Here is an 18,251-nt window from a genome sequence, read left to right as displayed (position 1 = left end):
CATTTTGCCCACGGGCAATTTTGTCCTTACGCGGTGCATGGAAAGGCCGCAGAATCAGCATTTGAAAGCATTGACCCAGGTCATGGCGCGTTGCAATGACCCCTTGCTTTCTCCATACTTGCGGCCGATTTTTAATCCTAATAAAACACCCAAACCGTGGAACCTTAGAATGAGCACAGCAATCAGTCCGACTGCTTATAACTATAAGGTAGTCCGCCAGTTCGCCATCATGACGGTGGTCTGGGGGATCCTTGGCATGGGGCTCGGTGTCTTCATCGCCTCGCAACTGGTCTGGCCGGAGTTGAACTTCGGTCTGCCATGGACGAGCTTTGGACGCCTGCGCCCGCTGCACACCAACCTGGTGATTTTTGCCTTCGGTGGATGTGCACTGTTTGCCACTTCTTATTACGTCGTGCAGCGAACCTGCCAAACGCGACTGATTTCCGACAGCCTCGCCGCCTTCACCTTCTGGGGATGGCAAGCGGTGATCGTCGGCGCGATCATTACCTTGCCGATGGGTTTCACCACCACCAAGGAATACGCGGAACTGGAATGGCCCCTGGCTATTCTGCTGGCCATTGTCTGGGTCACCTACGGTCTGGTGTTCTTCGGCACCATCGTCAAGCGCAAGACCAAGCACATCTATGTGGGTAACTGGTTCTACGGCGCGTTCATCGTCGTGACCGCGATGCTGCACATCGTCAACCACATGTCGCTGCCGGTCAGCCTGTTCAAGTCCTACTCGGCCTACTCGGGTGCGACGGACGCGATGATCCAGTGGTGGTACGGCCACAACGCCGTGGGCTTCTTCCTGACCACCGGCTTCCTGGGGATGATGTACTACTTCGTGCCGAAACAGGCCGAGCGTCCGATCTACTCCTATCGCCTGTCGATCGTGCACTTCTGGGCACTGATCACCCTGTACATCTGGGCCGGCCCGCACCACCTGCACTACACCGCGCTGCCGGACTGGGCTCAATCGCTGGGCATGGCGATGTCGATCATCCTGCTGGCGCCGAGCTGGGGCGGCATGATCAACGGCATGATGACCCTGTCGGGCGCCTGGCATAAGCTGCGCACCGACCCGATCCTGCGCTTCCTGGTCGTGTCCCTGGCGTTCTACGGCATGTCGACCTTCGAAGGCCCGATGATGGCCATCAAGACCGTCAACTCGCTGTCGCACTACACCGACTGGACCATCGGCCACGTACACGCCGGCGCTCTGGGCTGGGTGGCGATGATCTCGATCGGCGCCATCTACCACATGATCCCGAAACTGTTCGGTCGTGCGCAGATGCACAGCACCGGCCTGATCAACACCCACTTCTGGCTCGCAACCATCGGTACCGTTCTGTACATCGCATCGATGTGGGTCAACGGCATCACCCAAGGCCTGATGTGGCGTGCAATCAACGACGACGGCACCCTCACCTACTCGTTCGTCGAAGCGTTGCAAGCCAGCCACCCAGGCTTCATCGTTCGCGCCCTGGGCGGTGCGTTCTTCGCCACCGGCATGCTGTTCATGGCCTACAACGTCTTCCGTACCGTACGTGCCTCGAACCCGGCTGAAGCCAAAGCCGCCGAACAGATTGCCGTAGTTGGAGCTCACTGATGAAGCATGAAGCAGTCGAGAAGAATATTGGCCTGCTGGCCTTCTTCATGGTCATCGCCGTCAGCGTCGGCGGTCTGACCCAGATCGTTCCGCTGTTTTTCCAGGATGTCACCAACAAGCCGGTCGAGGGCATGAAGCCCCGCACCGCCCTTGAGCTGGAAGGCCGGGACGTTTATATCGCCAACGGTTGTGTCGGCTGCCACTCGCAGATGATCCGTCCGTTCCGTGCCGAAACCGAACGCTACGGCCACTACTCGGTCGCCGGTGAAAGCGTCTGGGACCACCCGTTCCTGTGGGGTTCCAAGCGTACCGGTCCGGACCTGGCCCGCGTCGGCGGTCGTTACTCCGATGACTGGCAGCGTGCGCATTTGTACAACCCGCGCAACGTCGTGCCGGAGTCGAAGATGCCTGCCTACCCGTTCCTCGTGGAAAACAAGCTCGACGGCAAGGACACCGCGAAGAAAATGGAAGTCTTGCGCACGCTCGGCGTCCCTTACACCGACGAAGACATCGCCGGTGCCAAGGATGCCGTGAAGGGCAAAACCGAAATGGACGCGCTGGTGGCCTATCTGCAAGGCCTGGGCACCATCATCAAAAGCAAACGGTGATTTAGATGGATATCGGGATGATTCGTGGCCTGGGCACCGTTGTCGTGATGGTGGCCTTCATTGGACTGGCACTGTGGGTGTTCAGTCCCAAGCGCAAGTCGGAGTTTGAAGACGCGACCTTGCTGCCTTTCGCGGATGATCCCGAAGCCATCAAGCACGTCGAGCAAGCTTCTAGGAGTAACAAAGAATGACTACATTCTGGAGTCTGTACGTCACAGTCCTCAGTCTCGGCACCATCTTCGCCCTGACCTGGCTGCTGCTGTCCACCCGCAAGGGCCAGCGCACCGAGCAGACAGACGAGACGGTCGGGCACTCCTTCGACGGGATCGAGGAGTACGACAACCCGCTGCCGAAATGGTGGTTCATGCTGTTCGTGGGCACCATCATCTTCGCATTGGGCTACCTGGCGCTGTATCCGGGCCTGGGTAACTGGAAGGGCCTACTGCCGGGTTACGGCTACCTCGACAACGAGAAGCAGACCCCGTTCGCCAACGGCCAGACCGGCTGGACCGGCGTTCACGAGTGGGAAAAGGAAATGGCCAAGTCGGATGCCAAGTTCGGTCCGATCTTCGCCAAGTTCGCCGCCATGCCAATCGAAGAAGTGGCCAAGGACCCGCAAGCCCTGAAGATGGGTGGCCGCCTGTTCGCCTCCAACTGCTCGGTTTGCCACGGTTCCGACGCCAAGGGCGCCTATGGCTTCCCTAACCTGACCGACGCCGACTGGCGCTGGGGTGGCGAGCCGGAAACCATCAAGACCACCATCATGGGCGGTCGTCATGCCGTGATGCCGGCGTGGGCTGAAGTGATCGGCGAGCAAGGCGTGGCCGATGTGGCCGCGTTTGTCCTGACCAACCTCGATGGCCGCAAGCTGCCGGAAGGCACCAAGGCCGACCCGGTTGCCGGGCAGAAACTGTTCGCCACCAACTGCGTGGCCTGCCATGGTCCGGAAGGCAAAGGCACGCCAGCGATGGGCGCACCTAACCTGACTCACCCGGCCGCGTTCATCTACGGTTCGAGCTTCGCTCAACTGCAGCAGACCATCCGTTATGGCCGTCAGGGCCAGATGCCTGCGCAAGAGCAGATGCAGGGTAACGACAAGGTTCACCTGCTGGCCGCTTACGTCTACAGCCTGTCTCACGGTGAGAAGGCAGCGGACGCCCAGTAAGGCAAACGCTTGAAGCAACAAAAAAGGCCCCGCCAATGAGAATTGGCGGGGCCTTTTTTATGGTTCTTCACGCATTCCCGGGAACCTGTAGGAGCCAGCTTGCTGGCGATGGTCGTTAACGACAACGCGTGCGCTCTGGTTCAACGCGGCGCACCTGACTCCATCGCCAGCAAGCTGGCTCCTACAGGTTGTTGCGTTGCCTGAAGACAACATCGACTTCAACCCTGAGCGAGCAGTCATCATAGATTTGATTCCGCCCGCACCTGAAAACCGTCCATAATTCCCAAGTCAATTGATTCAAGTCATTACACCATCAAATGATTTTGCCAAACGTGACCAAAGGTCGCACCCGCAGGCTAGAGCGACAGGCGTATCATTGAGCCACTGCAACACCCCTTTTTGACCGCGGTCGGCACGTACTGACCGAGGCACTTTTCCACTGCCGTGGGATGCAATGATGAGCAACCAGATTCCGGTACACGACGTCACGCCACCCAGCAAGAACGCGAACAACAGCGTCGACCTCTACGCCTCCAGGGAAAAAATCTACACCCGCGCCTTCACCGGCCTGTTTCGCAACCTGCGGATGACCGGCGGCGCCGTGTTGTTCCTGCTGTATTTCGGCACGGTGTGGCTGAACTGGGGTGGCCATCAGGCCGTCTGGTGGAACCTGCCCGAGCGCAAGTTCTTCATTTTCGGCGCCACCTTCTGGCCCCAGGACTTCATTCTGCTGTCCGGCATGTTGATCATCGCCGCGTTCGGCCTGTTCTTCATCACCGTGTACGCCGGACGGGTCTGGTGCGGATATACCTGCCCGCAAAGCGTCTGGACCTGGATCTTCATGTGGTGCGAAAAAGTCACCGAAGGCGACCGCAACCAACGCATCAAGCTCGACAAGGCGCCGATGAGCGCCAACAAGTTCCTGCGCAAGTTCAGCAAGCACACCCTGTGGCTGTTGATCGGCTTCGTCACCGGCATGACCTTCGTCGGCTACTTCTCGCCGATCCGCGAACTGGTGTTCGACTTCTTCACAGGCCAGGCGGATGGCTGGTCGTACTTCTGGGTCGGGTTCTTCACCCTCGCCACCTACGGCAACGCCGGCTGGTTGCGCGAACAGGTGTGCATCTACATGTGCCCGTACGCACGCTTCCAGAGCGTGATGTTCGACAAGGACACCCTGATCGTTTCCTACGACCCGCGCCGTGGTGAAAGCCGTGGCCCGCGCAAGAAAGGCATCGACTACAAGGCCCAGGGCCTGGGTGACTGCATCGACTGCACCATGTGCGTCCAGGTCTGCCCGACCGGTATCGACATCCGCGACGGCCTGCAAATCGAATGCATCGGTTGCGCCGCCTGCATCGATGCCTGTGACGCCATCATGGACAAGATGGAATACCCGCGCGGGCTGATCAGCTACACCACCGAGCACAACCTGTCGGGGCAGAAAACCCATAAACTGCGTCCGCGCCTGATCGGCTATGCCGTGGTGCTGCTGGCGATGATCAGCTTGCTGGTGACCGCATTCTTCATGCGTTCGCTGGTGGGGTTCGATGTCAGCAAGGACCGCGTGCTGTACCGCGAAAACGCCGAAGGCCGGATCGAAAACGTCTACAGCCTGAAAATCATGAACAAGGACCAGCGCGACCATACCTACCTGCTCGAAGCCTCTGGCCTGCCGGATCTCAAATTGCAGGGCCGGCGCGAGATCAAGGTCGCGGCCGGCGAGATCGTCAGCCAGCCGGCCGAGCTGTCCGTCGCACCGGAAAAACTGCCGTCGAGCACTAACGAGGTGAAATTCATCCTCAAGGATGCCGATGACGACAGCGTCCACATTGAAGCCAAGAGCCGGTTCATCGGCCCACAAAATCGTTGAGAGAACTGAACATGCCCGCTGCAAATGCCGCAAGTCCCTGGTACAAGCACCTCTGGCCGTGGATCATCATCGGGATCCTGGCTTGCTCGGTGACGTTGACCTTGTCCATGGTGACCATCGCGGTGAAGAACCCGGACAACCTGGTCAACGACAACTACTACGAGGCCGGCAAAGGCATCAACCGCTCCCTCGACCGTGAGCTGCTGGCCCAGACCCTGAAAATGCGCGCCAGTGTTCATCTCGATGGCGTGACCGGCGAAGTTGACCTGCGCCTGAGCGGCGACAGCCAGCCCAAGACCCTGGAGCTGAACCTGATCTCGCCAACCCAGCCGGAAAAAGACCGCAAGATCACCCTGAGCCGCAGCGAAACCGAACAGGGCCGCTACATCGGCCAGTTGAGCGACAAAGTCGAAGGCCGGCGTTTTGTCGAGTTGCTCGGCACTCAGGACGAGCACATCTGGCGCATGTTCGAAGAGGAACTGGTCAGCCATGACAAGGACCTGCTGCTGGGCGACGAACCGCTGCAAGGCGCGGAAGACCTGAAGAAATAAAGCCGCGCTTCGCGCATCGCCGGCAAGCCGGCTCCTACAGAATCACGCGAACTTTGTAGGAGCCGGCTTGCCGGCGATGAGGCCCACCCAGACGCCATAGATCAACCATGACCACCCCACTACCCTGCTACCACTGCGCCCTGCCCGTCCCGACCGGCAGCCGCTTCACCGCCGTCGTGCTCGGGGAGTCCCGCGAGTTCTGCTGCCCGGGTTGCCAGGCCGTGGCCGAGGCCATCGTCGCTGGCGGCCTGGAAAGCTATTACCAGCACCGCAGCGAAGCCTCGGCCAACCCCGAAGCGCTGCCGGTGCAACTGGTGGACGAACTGGCGCTGTACGACCGCGCCGATGTGCAGCAGCCCTTTGTCCGCCACGATGGCGAACTCGCCGAAACCACGCTGCTGATGGAAGGCATCAGTTGTGCCGCCTGTGGCTGGCTGATCGAAAAACACCTGCGCACCTTGCCGGCGGTGGCCGAAGCACGCCTGAACCTGTCCAACCACCGCTTGCACGTACGCTGGGCCGATGGGCAATTACCGCTGAGCCAGGTCCTCAGTGAACTGCGCCACATCGGTTACGCCGCACACCCGTACCAGGCCGACCGCGCCAGCGAACAACTGGCCAGCGAAAACCGCCTGGCCCTGCGCCAACTCGGCGTGGCCGGGCTGCTGTGGTTCCAGGCGATGATGGCAACCATGGCCACCTGGCCTGAATTCAACATCGACCTCAGCCCCGAAATGCACACCATCCTGCGCTGGGTCGCGCTATTCCTCACCACCCCGATCGTGTTCTACAGCTGCGCGCCGTTTTTCAAAGGCGCCATGCGCGATCTGCGCACCCGCCACCTGACCATGGACGTTTCGGTGTCGCTGGCGATTGGCAGCGCCTACATTGCCGGGATCTGGACGTCGATCACCGGGGTTGGCGAACTGTATTTCGATGCCGTCGGCATGTTTGCCCTGTTCCTGCTCGCCGGGCGTTATCTGGAACGGCGCGCCCGCGAGCGCACGGCTGCCGCCACCGCGCAGCTGGTGAATCTGTTGCCCGCCTCGTGCCTGCGATTAATGCCTGACGGCCAGAGCGAACGCATTCTGCTCAGCGAGCTGCGTGTCGGCGATCAAGTGCTGGTTCATCCGGGCGCCATTCTCCCGGCTGACGGCAAGATCCTCGACGGTCAGTCGAGTGTCGACGAGTCGCTGCTGACCGGCGAATACCTGCCACAACCGCGCACTCTTGGCGATGCGGTCACTGCCGGCACCCTGAACGTCGAAGGCGCGCTGACCGTCGAGGTTCAGGCCTTGGGCCAGGACACTCGCCTCTCGGCCATCGTTCGCCTGCTCGATCGTGCCCAGGCCGAAAAGCCGCGCCTGGCGGAAATCGCCGACCGCGCCGCGCAATGGTTCCTGCTGTTGTCGCTGATCGCTGCCGCCGCCATTGGTCTGCTGTGGTGGGAACTGGATGCCTCGCGAGCTTTCTGGATTGTGCTGGCGATGCTCGTGGCGACCTGCCCGTGCGCCCTGTCACTGGCGACACCAACCGCCCTCACCGCTGCCACCGGTACCTTGCACAAACTCGGTCTGCTGCTGACCCGCGGCCATGTGCTGGAAGGCCTGAACCAGATCGACACGGTGATTTTCGACAAGACCGGCACCCTCACCGAAGGACGCCTGGCGCTGCGCTCGATCCGCCCTCTCGGCACGCTCGACAGCGATCAATGCCTGGGCCTCGCCGCCGCCCTGGAAAATCGCTCCGAACACCCGATCGCCCGTGCATTCGGACGCGCGCCGATGGCTGCCGAAGAAGTCCACAGCACCTCGGGCCTTGGCCTGGAGGGACTGGTTGACGGGCGACGCCTGCGCATCGGCCAACCGGGATTCGTTTGCGAGCTCAGCGCCGCCGTGGTGCCGTCGATGCCCGATGAAGCCGGCCAATGGCTGCTGCTCGGCGACAGCCAGGGACCGCTGGCCTGGTTCGTCCTCGATGATCGCTTGCGTGCCGATGCGCCTGCGCTATTGGCCGCGTGCAAGGCGCGTGGCTGGCGCACGCTGCTGTTGTCTGGCGACAGTTCACCGATGGTCGCCAGCGTGGCGGCGGAACTGGGTATCGATGAAGCCCGTGGCGGATTGCGTCCGGACGATAAACTGCAGGTCCTGCAACAACTGCACAAAGAAGGTCGCAAGGTGTTGATGCTGGGTGACGGGGTCAATGACGTGCCGGTGCTGGCGGCTGCGGACATCAGTGTCGCCATGGGCTCGGCCACCGACCTGGCGAAAACCAGTGCCGATGCCGTGTTGCTGTCCAACCGCCTCGAGGCGCTGGTGCAAGCCTTCAGCCTGGCGCGGCGCACCCGCCGGGTCATTATCGAGAACCTGTTGTGGGCAGGGTTGTACAATGGCCTCATGCTGCCCTTCGCCGCCCTCGGCTGGATCACTCCGGTCTGGGCGGCGGTGGGCATGTCGATCAGTTCGTTGACCGTGGTGTTGAACGCGCTGCGCCTGACTCGCATGCCGAGCGCGCCCGCCCTCTCCAGCACGCCAGAAACCCGCCCGCTGCCGGCTTGAGCCGCGTGGGCATGGAGTCCAGATGCCAGCTCTTTACGTAATGATTCCCGCTGCGTTGCTGATCGTGGCCATCGCCGTCTATATCTTCTTCTGGGCGGTCGACAGCGGGCAGTACGACGACCTCGACGGCCCGGCCCACAGCATCCTGTTCGACGACCAGGACCCGAACCACACCGCCGCCGTCGATGAGGCCAGCGGCCAACCGACCAAGCCGCAAGACAAGGCCCCGCCCCATGCTTGAATTGGCGCCACTGTTGGTGTCGGCGGTGATCCTCGGCTTGCTCGGCGGCGGCCATTGCCTGGGCATGTGCGGCGGCTTGATGGGCGCGCTGACCCTGGCCATTCCCAAAGAACAACGCAGCCGCCGCTTTCGCCTGCTGCTGGCCTACAACCTGGGACGGATTCTGAGTTATGCCTGCGCCGGACTGCTGATCGGCCTGGCCGGCTGGGCCGTGGCCAGCAGCCCGGCAGCGATGTTCTTGCGCATCCTCGCCGGCTTGCTGTTGATTGCCATGGGCCTGTACCTGGCCGGCTGGTGGAGCGGCCTGACCCGTATCGAAAGCCTCGGTCGAGGCTTATGGCGACACATCCAGCCAGTCGCCAACCGCTTGCTGCCGGTGTCGAGCGTGCCGCGTGCGTTGCTGTTGGGTGCGCTTTGGGGCTGGCTGCCGTGCGGCCTGGTCTACAGCACCTTGCTATGGTCGGCCAGTCAGGGCAACGCGCTGGACAGCGCATTGTTGATGCTCGCATTCGGGCTCGGCACCTGGCCGGTGCTGCTGGCGACCGGCCTTGCCGCCGAGCGCATCACCGCACTGTTACGCAAGCGCAGCGTACGGATGGCGGGCGGATTGCTGGTGATGCTGTTCGGCATCTGGACCTTACCGGGGCCGCATCAGCATTGGCTGATGGGGCACTAGATCCTGTGGCGAGGGAGCTTGCTCCCGCTGGGGCGCGAAGCGGCCCCAAAGAGATGGGCCTGCTACGCAATCCAGCGGGAGCAAGCTCCCTCGCCACAAAAACCCATCAAAGCCAACAACCCCCTTGATGCAAATCAAGATGCCCCGCCCCGCCCTCGCATAAAGTGGCTGACACTGCCAGCCAATCCGGGGGAATGCCCGCATGATGCTCGACGCCATTCGTTGGGACACCGATCTGATCCGCCGTTATGACCTGGCGGGACCCCGCTACACCTCGTACCCGACCGCCGTGCAATTCGACAGCCAGGTCGGCACCTTCGACCTGTTTCATGCCCTGCGCGACAGCCGCAAGGCCCAACGCCCGTTGTCGCTGTACGTGCACGTGCCGTTCTGCGCGAACATTTGCTACTACTGCGCCTGCAACAAGGTCATCACCAAGGATCGCGGCCGGGCGCAGCCCTATTTGCAGCGCCTGGAACAGGAAATCCAGTTGATTGCCTGCCACCTCGACCCTGCGCAGAAAGTCGAGCAACTGCACTTCGGTGGCGGCACGCCGACCTTTCTCAGCCACGATGAACTGCGCCAGTTGATGGCGCATTTGCGCAACCACTTCAATTTGCTGGACGACGACTCCGGCGACTACGGCATCGAGATCGACCCGCGTGAAGCCGACTGGTCGACCATGGGCCTGCTGCGCGAACTGGGCTTCAATCGGGTCAGCATCGGCGTGCAAGACCTCGACCCGGCGGTTCAGCGCGCGGTCAATCGCCTGCAAAGCCTGGAAGAAACCCGCGCGGTAATCGACGCCGCCCGCACTTTGCAGTTTCGTTCGATCAATATCGACCTGATTTATGGCCTGCCGAGACAGACGCCGGAGAACTTCGCCCGCACGGTCGATGAGGTCATCCGCCTGCAACCGGACCGGTTATCGGTGTTCAACTATGCCCACCTGCCGGAACGCTTCATGCCGCAACGGCGCATCAACAGCAATGAACTGCCGACGCCCGCGCAGAAGCTGGAAATGCTGCAGCGCACCATTGAGCAACTGATCAGCGCCGGCTACCGCTACATCGGCATGGACCACTTCGCCCTGCCTGACGATGAGCTGGCGATTGCCCAGGAAGAATCGACCCTGCAACGCAATTTTCAGGGCTACACCACCCATGGTCATTGCGATTTGATCGGTCTCGGCGTCTCGGCGATCAGCCAGGTCGGCGACCTGTACTGCCAGAACAGCAGCGACCTGAACGAGTACCAGAACGTTCTCGCATCAATGCAACTGGCCACCAGCCGCGGCCTGCTGTGCAATGCCGATGACCGGCTGCGGCGCGCGGTCATTCAGCAATTGATCTGCAATTTCTGCCTTGAGTTCGCTGATATCGAACGGGCCTTCAACATCGACTTCCAGGGCTACTTCGGCGATCTCTGGCCCCAACTGCAAGACATGGCCAAAGACGGGCTGATCGAACTCGATCGCGACAGGATCACTATCCTGCCCGCCGGGCGGCTGCTGGCCCGCTCGGTGTGCATGGTTTTCGACGCGTACCTGGAACAACACAGTCGCCAGCGCTTTTCACGCGTAATCTAATTCTGCAAGCAAGCGACCCAGACTGGCCCCGATATCCTATGGTGAGTTACCCTTACGTCTTATGTGTGATTTCCCACAAGGATTGAAGAAATGTCCGAGCCAGTAAAACTGCGCGCTCATAATCAAGCCCATTGCAAGGATTGCAGCCTGGCCCCTCTTTGCCTGCCACTTTCGCTGAATCTGGAAGACATGGACGCGCTGGACGAAATCGTCAAACGCGGCCGGCCGCTGAAAAAAGGCGAATTTCTGTTTCGCCAGGGCGATACCTTCGATTCTGTTTACGCGGTCCGTTCTGGCGCCCTCAAGACCTTCAGCCTGAGCGACACCGGCGAAGAACAACTCACCGGTTTCCACCTGCCCAGCGAACTGGTCGGCCTGTCAGGCATGGACACCGAAAAGCACCCGGTGTCGGCGCAAGCCCTGGAAACCACGTCGGTGTGTGAAATTCCTTTTGAACGCCTCGACGAACTGGCCCTGCAACTGCCGCAGTTGCGCCGTCAGTTGATGCGCGTGATGAGCCGCGAAATCCGTGACGATCAGCAGATGATGCTGCTGTTGTCGAAGAAGACCGCCGACGAACGCATTGCCACCTTCCTGGTCAACCTTTCGGCACGTTTCCGCGCCCGGGGTTTTTCCGCCAATCAGTTCCGCCTGAGCATGTCGCGCAACGAGATCGGCAACTACCTGGGCCTGGCGGTGGAGACCGTGTCCCGCGTCTTCACGCGCTTCCAGCAAAACGAACTGATCGCGGCAGAAGGCAAGGAAATCCGGATTATCGACCCGATCCAACTCTGCGCCCTGGCGGGCGGTTCACTGGAAAGCTGATACAAATCGTTGCGGCTGAGCGAAACGGTTCAGCCGCCGTTATAATGCGTCGTTTGCAGCCCTGCCAGGACACCACGACGATGGTCTTCGACTCCTTCGACATCAAATCCCTCATCCGCCCTGTCACCGACTTCCCGAAACCGGGCGTGATCTTTCGCGACATCACCCCGCTGTTCCAGTCGCCCACGGCCCTGCGCCTGGTGATGGACAGCTTCGCTCACCGTTACGTCGAGGCTGACTTCACCCACATCGGTGCGATGGACGCCCGTGGTTTCCTGATTGGTTCGGTGTTGGCCTATCAGTTGAACAAGCCACTGGTGCTGTTCCGCAAGCAAGGCAAGTTGCCGGCTGACGTACTGGCCGAGGGCTATGCGACCGAGTACGGCGAAGCCTTCCTTGAAGTGCACGCCGACAGCCTGTGCGAGGGCGATTCGGTGGTGATGTTCGATGACCTGATCGCGACCGGCGGCACCCTGATTGCCGCCGCCAACCTGATCCGCCGCATGGGCGCCCGGGTGCATGAAGCGGCGGCGATCATCGATCTGCCGGAGCTGGGCGGTTCGCAGCGCCTGGAAGACATGGGCATTCCTACCTTCTGCCTGACGCAGTTTGCCCTTACCGACAAGTAAGCAGCGCCTGGCCGGCGTCATTCGCGAGCAGGCTCGCTCCCACATTCGACCGCGATCTGTCAGGAAGAATGCAATCCACTGTGGGAGCGAGCCTGCTCGCGAAAGCGTCAGCCGCTACACCGCCAAACTCAAAGCCCCATCTGCTTGCTGATGATCTCGTTCATCACTTCCCGCGTCCCGCCGCCAATCGACAGAATCCGGTTATCGCGATACAGCCGCTCCACCAGGCTTTCACGCATGTACCCCAGACCTCCGAGTATCTGCACCGCATCGGTCACGATCCGGTCTGCCGTATCCGTCGCAAAATTCTTGGCCATGGAAATTTCCTTGATCACACTCTTTCCCGCCGCCATTTTCGCGGCCTGGCGGTAAGTGAACTCCCGGGACACTTCCAGCGCGGTTGCCATCTCGGCGAGGCGATGCTTGATCACCTGAAACTTGCCGATCGGTTTGCCGAAGGCTTCGCGTTGGCGCGCCCACTTCAGGCTCTCCTCCAGCGCCAGTTGTGCGGTCATGTTGGCCATCAGCGCCAGGGCCAGGCGCTCGCTCTGGAAATTACCCATGATGCAGGCAAAGCCCATGTTCTCGGCGCCGATGAGGTTTTCTACGGGCACCCGACAATCATCGAAGAACAATTCAGCGGTATCTGACGCCCACCAGCCCATTTTCTTCAGTTGCCGTCCTACGGTGAAACCGGGCGTGCCCTTCTCGATCAGTAACAGGCTGATGCCGGCGAATCCGGGCTCGCCAGTACGCACCGCGACGGTATAGAAGTCCGCGCGCACGCCGCTGGTGATAAAGGTCTTGCTGCCGCTGACCCGGTAAAAGTCGCCGTCGCGCACGGCACGGGTTTGCAGGTTGGCGACGTCGGAGCCGCCACCGGGCTCGGTAACGGCCAGGGCGCTGATCTTCTCTCCCGACAGCACCTGGGGCAGCACGCGATCCCGCACTTCGGGGCGGGCCCACTTGAGAATGGGCGGCAAGCCGATATCCAGTGAACCCAGGCCGGCCACCAGCCCGCCTGAACCGCAGCGCATCAACTCCTCACTGGCGGCCACCTTGGCGAACAGATCACCCTCGTGGCTGCCTCCGTAAGCTTGCGGATAACCGATGCCGAGAATCCCCGCGGCGCCGGCCTTGAGGTAGAGCTCGCGAGGAAAGCTTTCGGCTTCTTCCCACTGCTCGATATCAGGAAGAATCTCGCGCTCGACGAAACGTCTGACGCTGTCGCGGACCAATTGGTGGTCGGGGTCGAAGTATTCCTGAAAGGCAGACATCGGCGAGCTCCACTGAAGGGGTCAGTGAAGTTAACCGAGCGCTTGCTTGGTTTTCAACAGGATTGTGCGAGTCAGATAGACCGAGGCGCCTACAGAAATCTGCGGTGCACACAAATCAATTGTAGGAGCTGGCTTGCCAGCGATAGCGTCAGCCAAGACACCCCCATTACAGAGTGATCGGCTTACGCCCCGCAAACGAATGCGCCAGCGTCCCGCCATCCACCATCTCCAGCTCACCACCCAGCGGCACGCCGTGGGCGATGCGCGAGGCGATCAGGCCTTTGCTGCTGAGCAATTGGGCGATGTAGTGCGCGGTGGCTTCACCTTCCACGGTCGGGTTGGTGGCCAGGATGACTTCGGTGAACGTGCTGGCCTCTTCGATCCGTGCCATCAATTGCGGGATGCCGATGGCCTCCGGACCCAGACCGTCGAGCGGCGACAGATGGCCCTTGAGCACAAAATAGCGTCCGCGGAAACCGGTCTGCTCCACCGCATAGACATCCATCGGGCCTTCCACCACGCAGAGCAAGGTGTCGTCGCGACGGGTATCGGCGCATTGCGGGCACAGATCATCTTCCGTCAGCGTACGGCACAAACGGCAGTGACCGACCCCTTCCATGGCCTGGCTCAGGGCCAGCGCCAGTCGCGAGCCGCCGCTGCGGTCACGCTCGAGCAACTGCAACGCCATGCGCTGGGCGGTTTTCTGACCCACGCCGGGTAAAATTCGCAGGGCGTCGATCAGTTGGCGAATCAAAGGGCTGAAGCTCATGGTGGAAAAGTCCGACAAAACAACGAGACGCGGTTTATACCCGCGCCTCGGTTGAGCGTCAAATTGCAGCGTCAATTACTCAGTCACGGGAAACCCGCACCACCAACTTGCCGAAGTTACGCCCCTCCAGCAGGCCGATGAACGCATCAGGCGCCTGTTCCAGGCCATCGACCACATCTTCGCGAAACTTCACCTTGCCATCGCGCACCCAGGGCGCCATGGCACTGAGGAATTCCGGCTGGCGATCACCATAGTCATCGAACACGATGAAGCCTTGGATGCGCACGCGCTTGGTCAACAGGGTGCGCTGCAACAGTGGCAGGCGATCCGGTCCACTCGGCGCTTCATGGGCGTTATAGGAGGCAATCAGGCCGCAGAGTGGAATCCGTGCCTTCGGATTGAGCAACGGCACCACGGTGTCGAACACCTTGCCGCCGACGTTCTCATAATAAATGTCGATACCCTTGGGACAGGCCTGCGCCAGCTCGTCCGCAAAGTCCGGGCTCTTGTGGTCGATACAGGCGTCGAAGCCCAACTCGTCGACCACATAACGGCACTTGTCCGCGCCGCCGGCCACGCCGACCACGCGCAGGCCCTTGATCTTCGCCACCTGGCCAACCACCGAGCCCACCGCGCCGGACGCGGCCGCCACCACCAGGGTTTCGCCGGCCTTGGGCTGGCCGATGTCCATCAGGCCCATGTACGCGGTCATGCCCGGCATCCCCAGGACTCCGAGGGCCATCGACGCACTGGGCAATCCCGACGGCACCGGGATGATGCTGCGCCCGTCATTGATGCTGTGGCTTTGCCAACCGGTGGCACCGACCACCAGATCACCTGCCTGGAACTTCGGATTGAGCGAACGCTCGACCCGGCTGACCGCGCCCCCGGTCATGACTTCACCGATTTCCACCGGTGCGGCGTAGGACGGAGCATCACTCATGCGCCCGCGCATGTAGGGATCGAGCGACAGGAAAACGGTCTTGAGCAGCACCTGGCCGTCGACCAGATCCGGCAGCGCCACCCGCTCCATGCGGAAGTTTTCCGGCGTTGGCGAGCCTACCGGGCGAGAAGCCAGGACAATGCGTTGATTGAGGGTCATGGGGTCGGACATGGCAGCGTCTCCTTTGATCGATGGGGTTCGGTGATATAGGGAGCAGACCTTTGTGGCGGTATGGCGTTCGATGTGTTTTCAGTTGGACCGGGGTGAATTCTTCGCGAGCAGGCTCGCTCCCATACTTGGAATGCGCTCCCTGTGGGAGCGAGCCTGCTCGCGAAGGCGCCGGCACAGCCGACATAGACCTAAAAGCAGAAACAAAAATGCCAGGCGCGATGCCTGGCATTTTTTGTAGCTCATCTGCCGCCTGAAGGCGAATCAGAATGGCAGTTTCATGCCCGGTGGCAGTTGCATGCCGGCGGTCATGCTGCCCATCTTGTCCTGGCTGTTGGCTTCGATCTTGCGCACGGCATCGTTGACCGCGGAGGCGATGACCGCTTCGAGCATTTCTTTGTCGTCTTCGCTCATGCCTTCAACCAGGCTTGGGTCGATGGTCACGCTCTTGACGTCATGACGACCGGTCATCACCACGGTGACCATATCGCCACCGGCTTTACCGGTGACTTCGGCGTTGGCCAGTTCTTCCTGCATCTTGGCCATTTTTTCCTGCATCTGCTGCGCCTGCTTCATCAGGCCGGCCATGCCACCTTTCATCATGGTAATCACCTCAAAAGTACTTGGATTAAAACAGCGCCCGGCCCATGCGGCCGGACGCCTTCAGTTATTAGCCCTGAGTGACCAGGACGTCGACAGGTTCAATAGTATCGTTACGGACCACCGCACCGAACTGTTGCATCATTTGCTGGATGAACGGATCGCCGTGGATCGATTCCTCCGCCTCGCGCTGACGGTTGGCGCGGCGGCGTGAAGCGGCCTGTGCCGGGGTTTCCTGCTCGGGCTTGATCAGCTCGATGCTCAGGGTCAGCGTGCGCTGGTGATACTGGTTCAGCGCATCGTTGAGGCGACGCTGCTGAGTGGCGTTGAACAGGGCACTGTGGGCCGGGTCCAGGTGCATCAGCCAATTGTCGCCATCCACCGCGATCAGCGTGCAGTTGGCGGCGATGCTGCCGGTCATGCCGGAAATCGGCAATTTCGGGAACAGTTCCAGCCATTGCAGGGCCAGACCGGTGGCCGGCATTGCCGCGGGTTCCGGCTCGGGCTCGGGAGCCGGGTCGGCGGCATGCTCGCTGGCCAGTTCGTCGAGGTAACTGTAGGCCGAATCCATGTCCGGCTCGATGTAATCCTCGTCCAGCGGCGGCTCGTCATCCAGGTCCATGCCCGGCGTCGCGGTATCGACCTCGGCCACCGAAGGTTCCGGGATCGGCGTGGCGGCCCACTCCGGGGCGTCCGGCACCACGCTGTCCGGCGTCGGCAACGGCATCGGCGGTAATTCGGGTTGTTCGCTGGCGGTTTCCAGCACCGGCTCCACCGCCGGTTGCTGAACGGGCGCTGGCTCGACCGGATCATTCCACGGCAGGTCGACAACCTCTTCGACCACCACCGCTTCAACCACAGGCGCAGGCACAGGCTCTTGCACAGTCGCAACGACCGGCGCCACCGGTTCCGGTGCAGGCACTGGCGCAGTCGCTACCGGTGCAACAGCCGCGGCGACTACCGGCGCAACAACCGGCGCGGCAGCCACTGAGTTTGCGGAATCAACTGTGGCCTGGCTGATCCCCACTGGCTTTAGCGGTTGCCTTGGGGCGTCCGCGGTGTCTGCGGGCCGGAACGCCAGCATCCGCAGCAACACCATTTCAAATCCGCCCCGGGGATCCGGCGCCAGCGGCAGGTCGCGGCGGCCGATCAGGCCCATCTGGTAGTAGAACTGCACGTCTTCGGCCGGCAAGGCCTGGGCCAGTGCCAGCACGCGATCACGGTCGCCATGACCGTTATCGACACCTTCCGGCAAGGCCTGGGCGATGGCGACGCGGTGCAGCACATTGAGAATTTCCGAAAGCACGCCGTTCCAGTCCGGGCCTTGTTCGGCCAGGTGGCGGACGGCTTCGAGCAACGCCTTGGCATCGCCTTCGATCAACGCATGCAGGACGTCGTAGACCTGGCCGTGATCGAGGGTCCCGAGCATTGCCCGCACATCGGCGGCCATGACCTTGCCTTCACCGAAGGCAATTGCCTGGTCAGTCAGGCTCATGGCATCACGCATCGACCCGTCGGCGGCACGCCCCAACAACCACAGCGCGTCGTCCTCGAACGGCACGTTCTCGACACCCAGTACATGGGTCAAGTGCTCGACCACGCGCTCCGGCGTCATGTTCTTCAGGGAGAACTGCAGGCACCGTGACAGGATCGTTGCAGGAAGTTTCTGCGGATCAGTGGTGGCCAGGATGAACTTGACGTAGGGTGGCGGCTCCTCGAGGGTTTTGAGCAGCGCGTTGAAGGAATGGCTGGAGAGCATGTGCACTTCGTCGATCAGGTAGACCTTGAAGCGCCCGCGGCTCGGGGCGTACTGCACGTTGTCGAGCAACTCGCGAGTGTCTTCGACCTTGGTGCGGCTCGCGGCGTCGATCTCGATCAGGTCGACAAAGCGGCCTTCGTCGATTTCACGGCACACCGAGCACTCGCCACAGGGCGAAGAAGTGATACCTGTTTCACAGTTCAGGCATTTGGCAATGATCCGCGCGATGGTGGTCTTGCCGACCCCGCGGGTACCGGTAAACAGGTACGCGTGGTGCAGCCGCTGGCTGTCCAAGGCATTGATCAGAGCCTTGAGCACATGGGTCTGGCCGACCATTTCGCGGAACGAGCGCGGACGCCATTTACGTGCAAGAACCTGATAACTCATCGAAAACCGTCGCAGCGAAGGA

General features: G+C 61.5%; 17 protein-coding genes. 12 read left to right on the top strand and 5 right to left on the bottom strand.

Annotated elements, in window-relative coordinates:
* Positions 1-169: 169 nt before the first annotated feature.
* The 12 genes from ccoN to B0D71_RS12130 all read left to right on the top strand — a co-directional run bounded on the left by ccoN (position 170) and on the right by B0D71_RS12130 (position 12,326).
* Positions 170-1,612, top strand: coding sequence for a cytochrome-c oxidase, cbb3-type subunit I (gene ccoN, locus B0D71_RS12185; RefSeq protein WP_046041350.1), 1,443 nt, complete (start codon positions 170-172; stop codon positions 1,610-1,612).
* Positions 1,612-2,220 carry a cytochrome-c oxidase, cbb3-type subunit II gene (gene ccoO / locus B0D71_RS12180; protein WP_007905434.1) on the top strand — a complete coding sequence of 203 codons (609 nt, stop codon included), beginning with the start codon at positions 1,612-1,614 and terminating at the stop codon, positions 2,218-2,220. Before ccoN ends, ccoO begins: the two co-directional genes overlap by 1 nt.
* 5 nt (positions 2,221-2,225) lie before the next feature.
* A complete protein-coding gene (locus B0D71_RS12175) occupies positions 2,226-2,411 on the top strand; it encodes a CcoQ/FixQ family Cbb3-type cytochrome c oxidase assembly chaperone (protein ID WP_003175465.1) in 186 nt (61 codons plus the stop codon).
* A complete protein-coding gene (gene ccoP, locus B0D71_RS12170; protein WP_103394977.1) occupies positions 2,408-3,385 on the top strand; it encodes a cytochrome-c oxidase, cbb3-type subunit III in 978 nt (325 codons plus the stop codon). Before B0D71_RS12175 ends, ccoP begins: the two co-directional genes overlap by 4 nt.
* Positions 3,386-3,842: 457 nt before the next feature.
* Positions 3,843-5,258, top strand: a complete 1,416-nt coding sequence (gene ccoG, locus B0D71_RS12165) for a cytochrome c oxidase accessory protein CcoG (RefSeq protein ID WP_103394976.1) — start codon at positions 3,843-3,845, stop codon at positions 5,256-5,258.
* Positions 5,259-5,269: 11 nt separating this feature from the next.
* Positions 5,270-5,809, top strand: coding sequence for a FixH family protein (locus B0D71_RS12160; protein WP_103394975.1), 540 nt, complete (start codon positions 5,270-5,272; stop codon positions 5,807-5,809).
* Positions 5,810-5,916: 107 nt separating this feature from the next.
* Positions 5,917-8,367, top strand: a complete 2,451-nt coding sequence (locus tag B0D71_RS12155) for a heavy metal translocating P-type ATPase (RefSeq protein WP_103394974.1) — start codon at positions 5,917-5,919, stop codon at positions 8,365-8,367.
* Between the two features lie 22 nt (positions 8,368-8,389).
* The gene (gene ccoS, locus B0D71_RS12150; RefSeq protein WP_046041335.1) at positions 8,390-8,608 is read left to right on the top strand and encodes a cbb3-type cytochrome oxidase assembly protein CcoS; all 219 of its coding nucleotides are present in this window, start codon (positions 8,390-8,392) and stop codon (positions 8,606-8,608) included.
* Positions 8,601-9,284, top strand: coding sequence for a sulfite exporter TauE/SafE family protein (locus tag B0D71_RS12145; protein WP_103394973.1), 684 nt, complete (start codon positions 8,601-8,603; stop codon positions 9,282-9,284). Before ccoS ends, B0D71_RS12145 begins: the two co-directional genes overlap by 8 nt.
* 205 nt (positions 9,285-9,489) lie before the next feature.
* Positions 9,490-10,872: an oxygen-independent coproporphyrinogen III oxidase gene (hemN, locus tag B0D71_RS12140; RefSeq protein ID WP_103395263.1), complete on the top strand. Its 1,383-nt coding sequence runs from the start codon at positions 9,490-9,492 to the stop codon at positions 10,870-10,872.
* A gap of 90 nt (positions 10,873-10,962) precedes the next feature.
* Positions 10,963-11,697, top strand: a complete 735-nt coding sequence (fnr, locus tag B0D71_RS12135; RefSeq protein ID WP_007995802.1) for a fumarate/nitrate reduction transcriptional regulator Fnr — start codon at positions 10,963-10,965, stop codon at positions 11,695-11,697.
* An 80-nt stretch (positions 11,698-11,777) separates the two neighbouring features.
* The gene (locus B0D71_RS12130; protein WP_103394972.1) at positions 11,778-12,326 is read left to right on the top strand and encodes an adenine phosphoribosyltransferase; all 549 of its coding nucleotides are present in this window, start codon (positions 11,778-11,780) and stop codon (positions 12,324-12,326) included.
* 128 nt (positions 12,327-12,454) lie between these two features.
* On the opposite strand, the gene B0D71_RS12125 is transcribed toward B0D71_RS12130, so the two are convergent.
* The 5 genes from B0D71_RS12125 to dnaX form a co-directional block, all read right to left on the bottom strand.
* Entirely contained in the window at positions 12,455-13,603 is a 1,149-nt protein-coding gene (locus tag B0D71_RS12125) for an acyl-CoA dehydrogenase family protein (RefSeq protein ID WP_103394971.1), read from the bottom strand.
* A 166-nt stretch (positions 13,604-13,769) separates the two neighbouring features.
* Positions 13,770-14,372 carry a recombination mediator RecR gene (gene recR / locus B0D71_RS12120; RefSeq protein WP_103394970.1) on the bottom strand — a complete coding sequence of 201 codons (603 nt, stop codon included), beginning with the start codon at positions 14,370-14,372 and terminating at the stop codon, positions 13,770-13,772.
* Between the two features lie 79 nt (positions 14,373-14,451).
* The gene (locus B0D71_RS12115; protein WP_103394969.1) at positions 14,452-15,486 is read right to left on the bottom strand and encodes an NADP-dependent oxidoreductase; all 1,035 of its coding nucleotides are present in this window, start codon (positions 15,484-15,486) and stop codon (positions 14,452-14,454) included.
* A gap of 261 nt (positions 15,487-15,747) precedes the next feature.
* Entirely contained in the window at positions 15,748-16,086 is a 339-nt protein-coding gene (locus B0D71_RS12110; protein ID WP_007971455.1) for a YbaB/EbfC family nucleoid-associated protein, read from the bottom strand.
* Positions 16,087-16,153: 67 nt separating this feature from the next.
* On the bottom strand, positions 16,154-18,229 hold the full coding sequence (gene dnaX, locus B0D71_RS12105; protein ID WP_103394968.1) for a DNA polymerase III subunit gamma/tau: 2,076 nt from the start codon (positions 18,227-18,229) through the stop codon (positions 16,154-16,156).
* Positions 18,230-18,251: the final 22 nt, after the last annotated feature.

Origin of the sequence: Pseudomonas laurylsulfativorans (genome assembly GCF_002906155.1) — a bacterium.
Lineage (GTDB): Bacteria > Pseudomonadota > Gammaproteobacteria > Pseudomonadales > Pseudomonadaceae > Aquipseudomonas > Aquipseudomonas laurylsulfativorans.
Note: the sequence above shows the minus strand (reverse complement) of the source record. Positions and strands in the feature narration are given on the sequence as shown.

Bases quoted from the DNA above. Each gene is read 5' to 3' on its own strand.
- ccoN (WP_046041350.1), top strand. From the start codon at position 170: ATGAGCACAGCAATCAGTCCGACTGCTTATAACTATAAGGTAGTCCGC.
- ccoO (WP_007905434.1), top strand. From the start codon at position 1,612: ATGAAGCATGAAGCAGTCGAGAAGAATATTGGCCTGCTGGCCTTCTTC.
- B0D71_RS12175 (WP_003175465.1), top strand. From the start codon at position 2,226: ATGGATATCGGGATGATTCGTGGCCTGGGCACCGTTGTCGTGATGGTG.
- ccoP (WP_103394977.1), top strand. From the start codon at position 2,408: ATGACTACATTCTGGAGTCTGTACGTCACAGTCCTCAGTCTCGGCACC.
- ccoG (WP_103394976.1), top strand. From the start codon at position 3,843: ATGAGCAACCAGATTCCGGTACACGACGTCACGCCACCCAGCAAGAAC.
- B0D71_RS12160 (WP_103394975.1), top strand. From the start codon at position 5,270: ATGCCCGCTGCAAATGCCGCAAGTCCCTGGTACAAGCACCTCTGGCCG.
- B0D71_RS12155 (WP_103394974.1), top strand. From the start codon at position 5,917: ATGACCACCCCACTACCCTGCTACCACTGCGCCCTGCCCGTCCCGACC.
- ccoS (WP_046041335.1), top strand. From the start codon at position 8,390: ATGCCAGCTCTTTACGTAATGATTCCCGCTGCGTTGCTGATCGTGGCC.
- B0D71_RS12145 (WP_103394973.1), top strand. From the start codon at position 8,601: ATGCTTGAATTGGCGCCACTGTTGGTGTCGGCGGTGATCCTCGGCTTG.
- hemN (WP_103395263.1), top strand. From the start codon at position 9,490: ATGCTCGACGCCATTCGTTGGGACACCGATCTGATCCGCCGTTATGAC.
- fnr (WP_007995802.1), top strand. From the start codon at position 10,963: ATGTCCGAGCCAGTAAAACTGCGCGCTCATAATCAAGCCCATTGCAAG.
- B0D71_RS12130 (WP_103394972.1), top strand. From the start codon at position 11,778: ATGGTCTTCGACTCCTTCGACATCAAATCCCTCATCCGCCCTGTCACC.
- B0D71_RS12125 (WP_103394971.1), bottom strand. From the start codon at position 13,603: ATGTCTGCCTTTCAGGAATACTTCGACCCCGACCACCAATTGGTCCGC.
- recR (WP_103394970.1), bottom strand. From the start codon at position 14,372: ATGAGCTTCAGCCCTTTGATTCGCCAACTGATCGACGCCCTGCGAATT.
- B0D71_RS12115 (WP_103394969.1), bottom strand. From the start codon at position 15,486: ATGTCCGACCCCATGACCCTCAATCAACGCATTGTCCTGGCTTCTCGC.
- B0D71_RS12110 (WP_007971455.1), bottom strand. From the start codon at position 16,086: ATGATGAAAGGTGGCATGGCCGGCCTGATGAAGCAGGCGCAGCAGATG.
- dnaX (WP_103394968.1), bottom strand. From the start codon at position 18,229: ATGAGTTATCAGGTTCTTGCACGTAAATGGCGTCCGCGCTCGTTCCGC.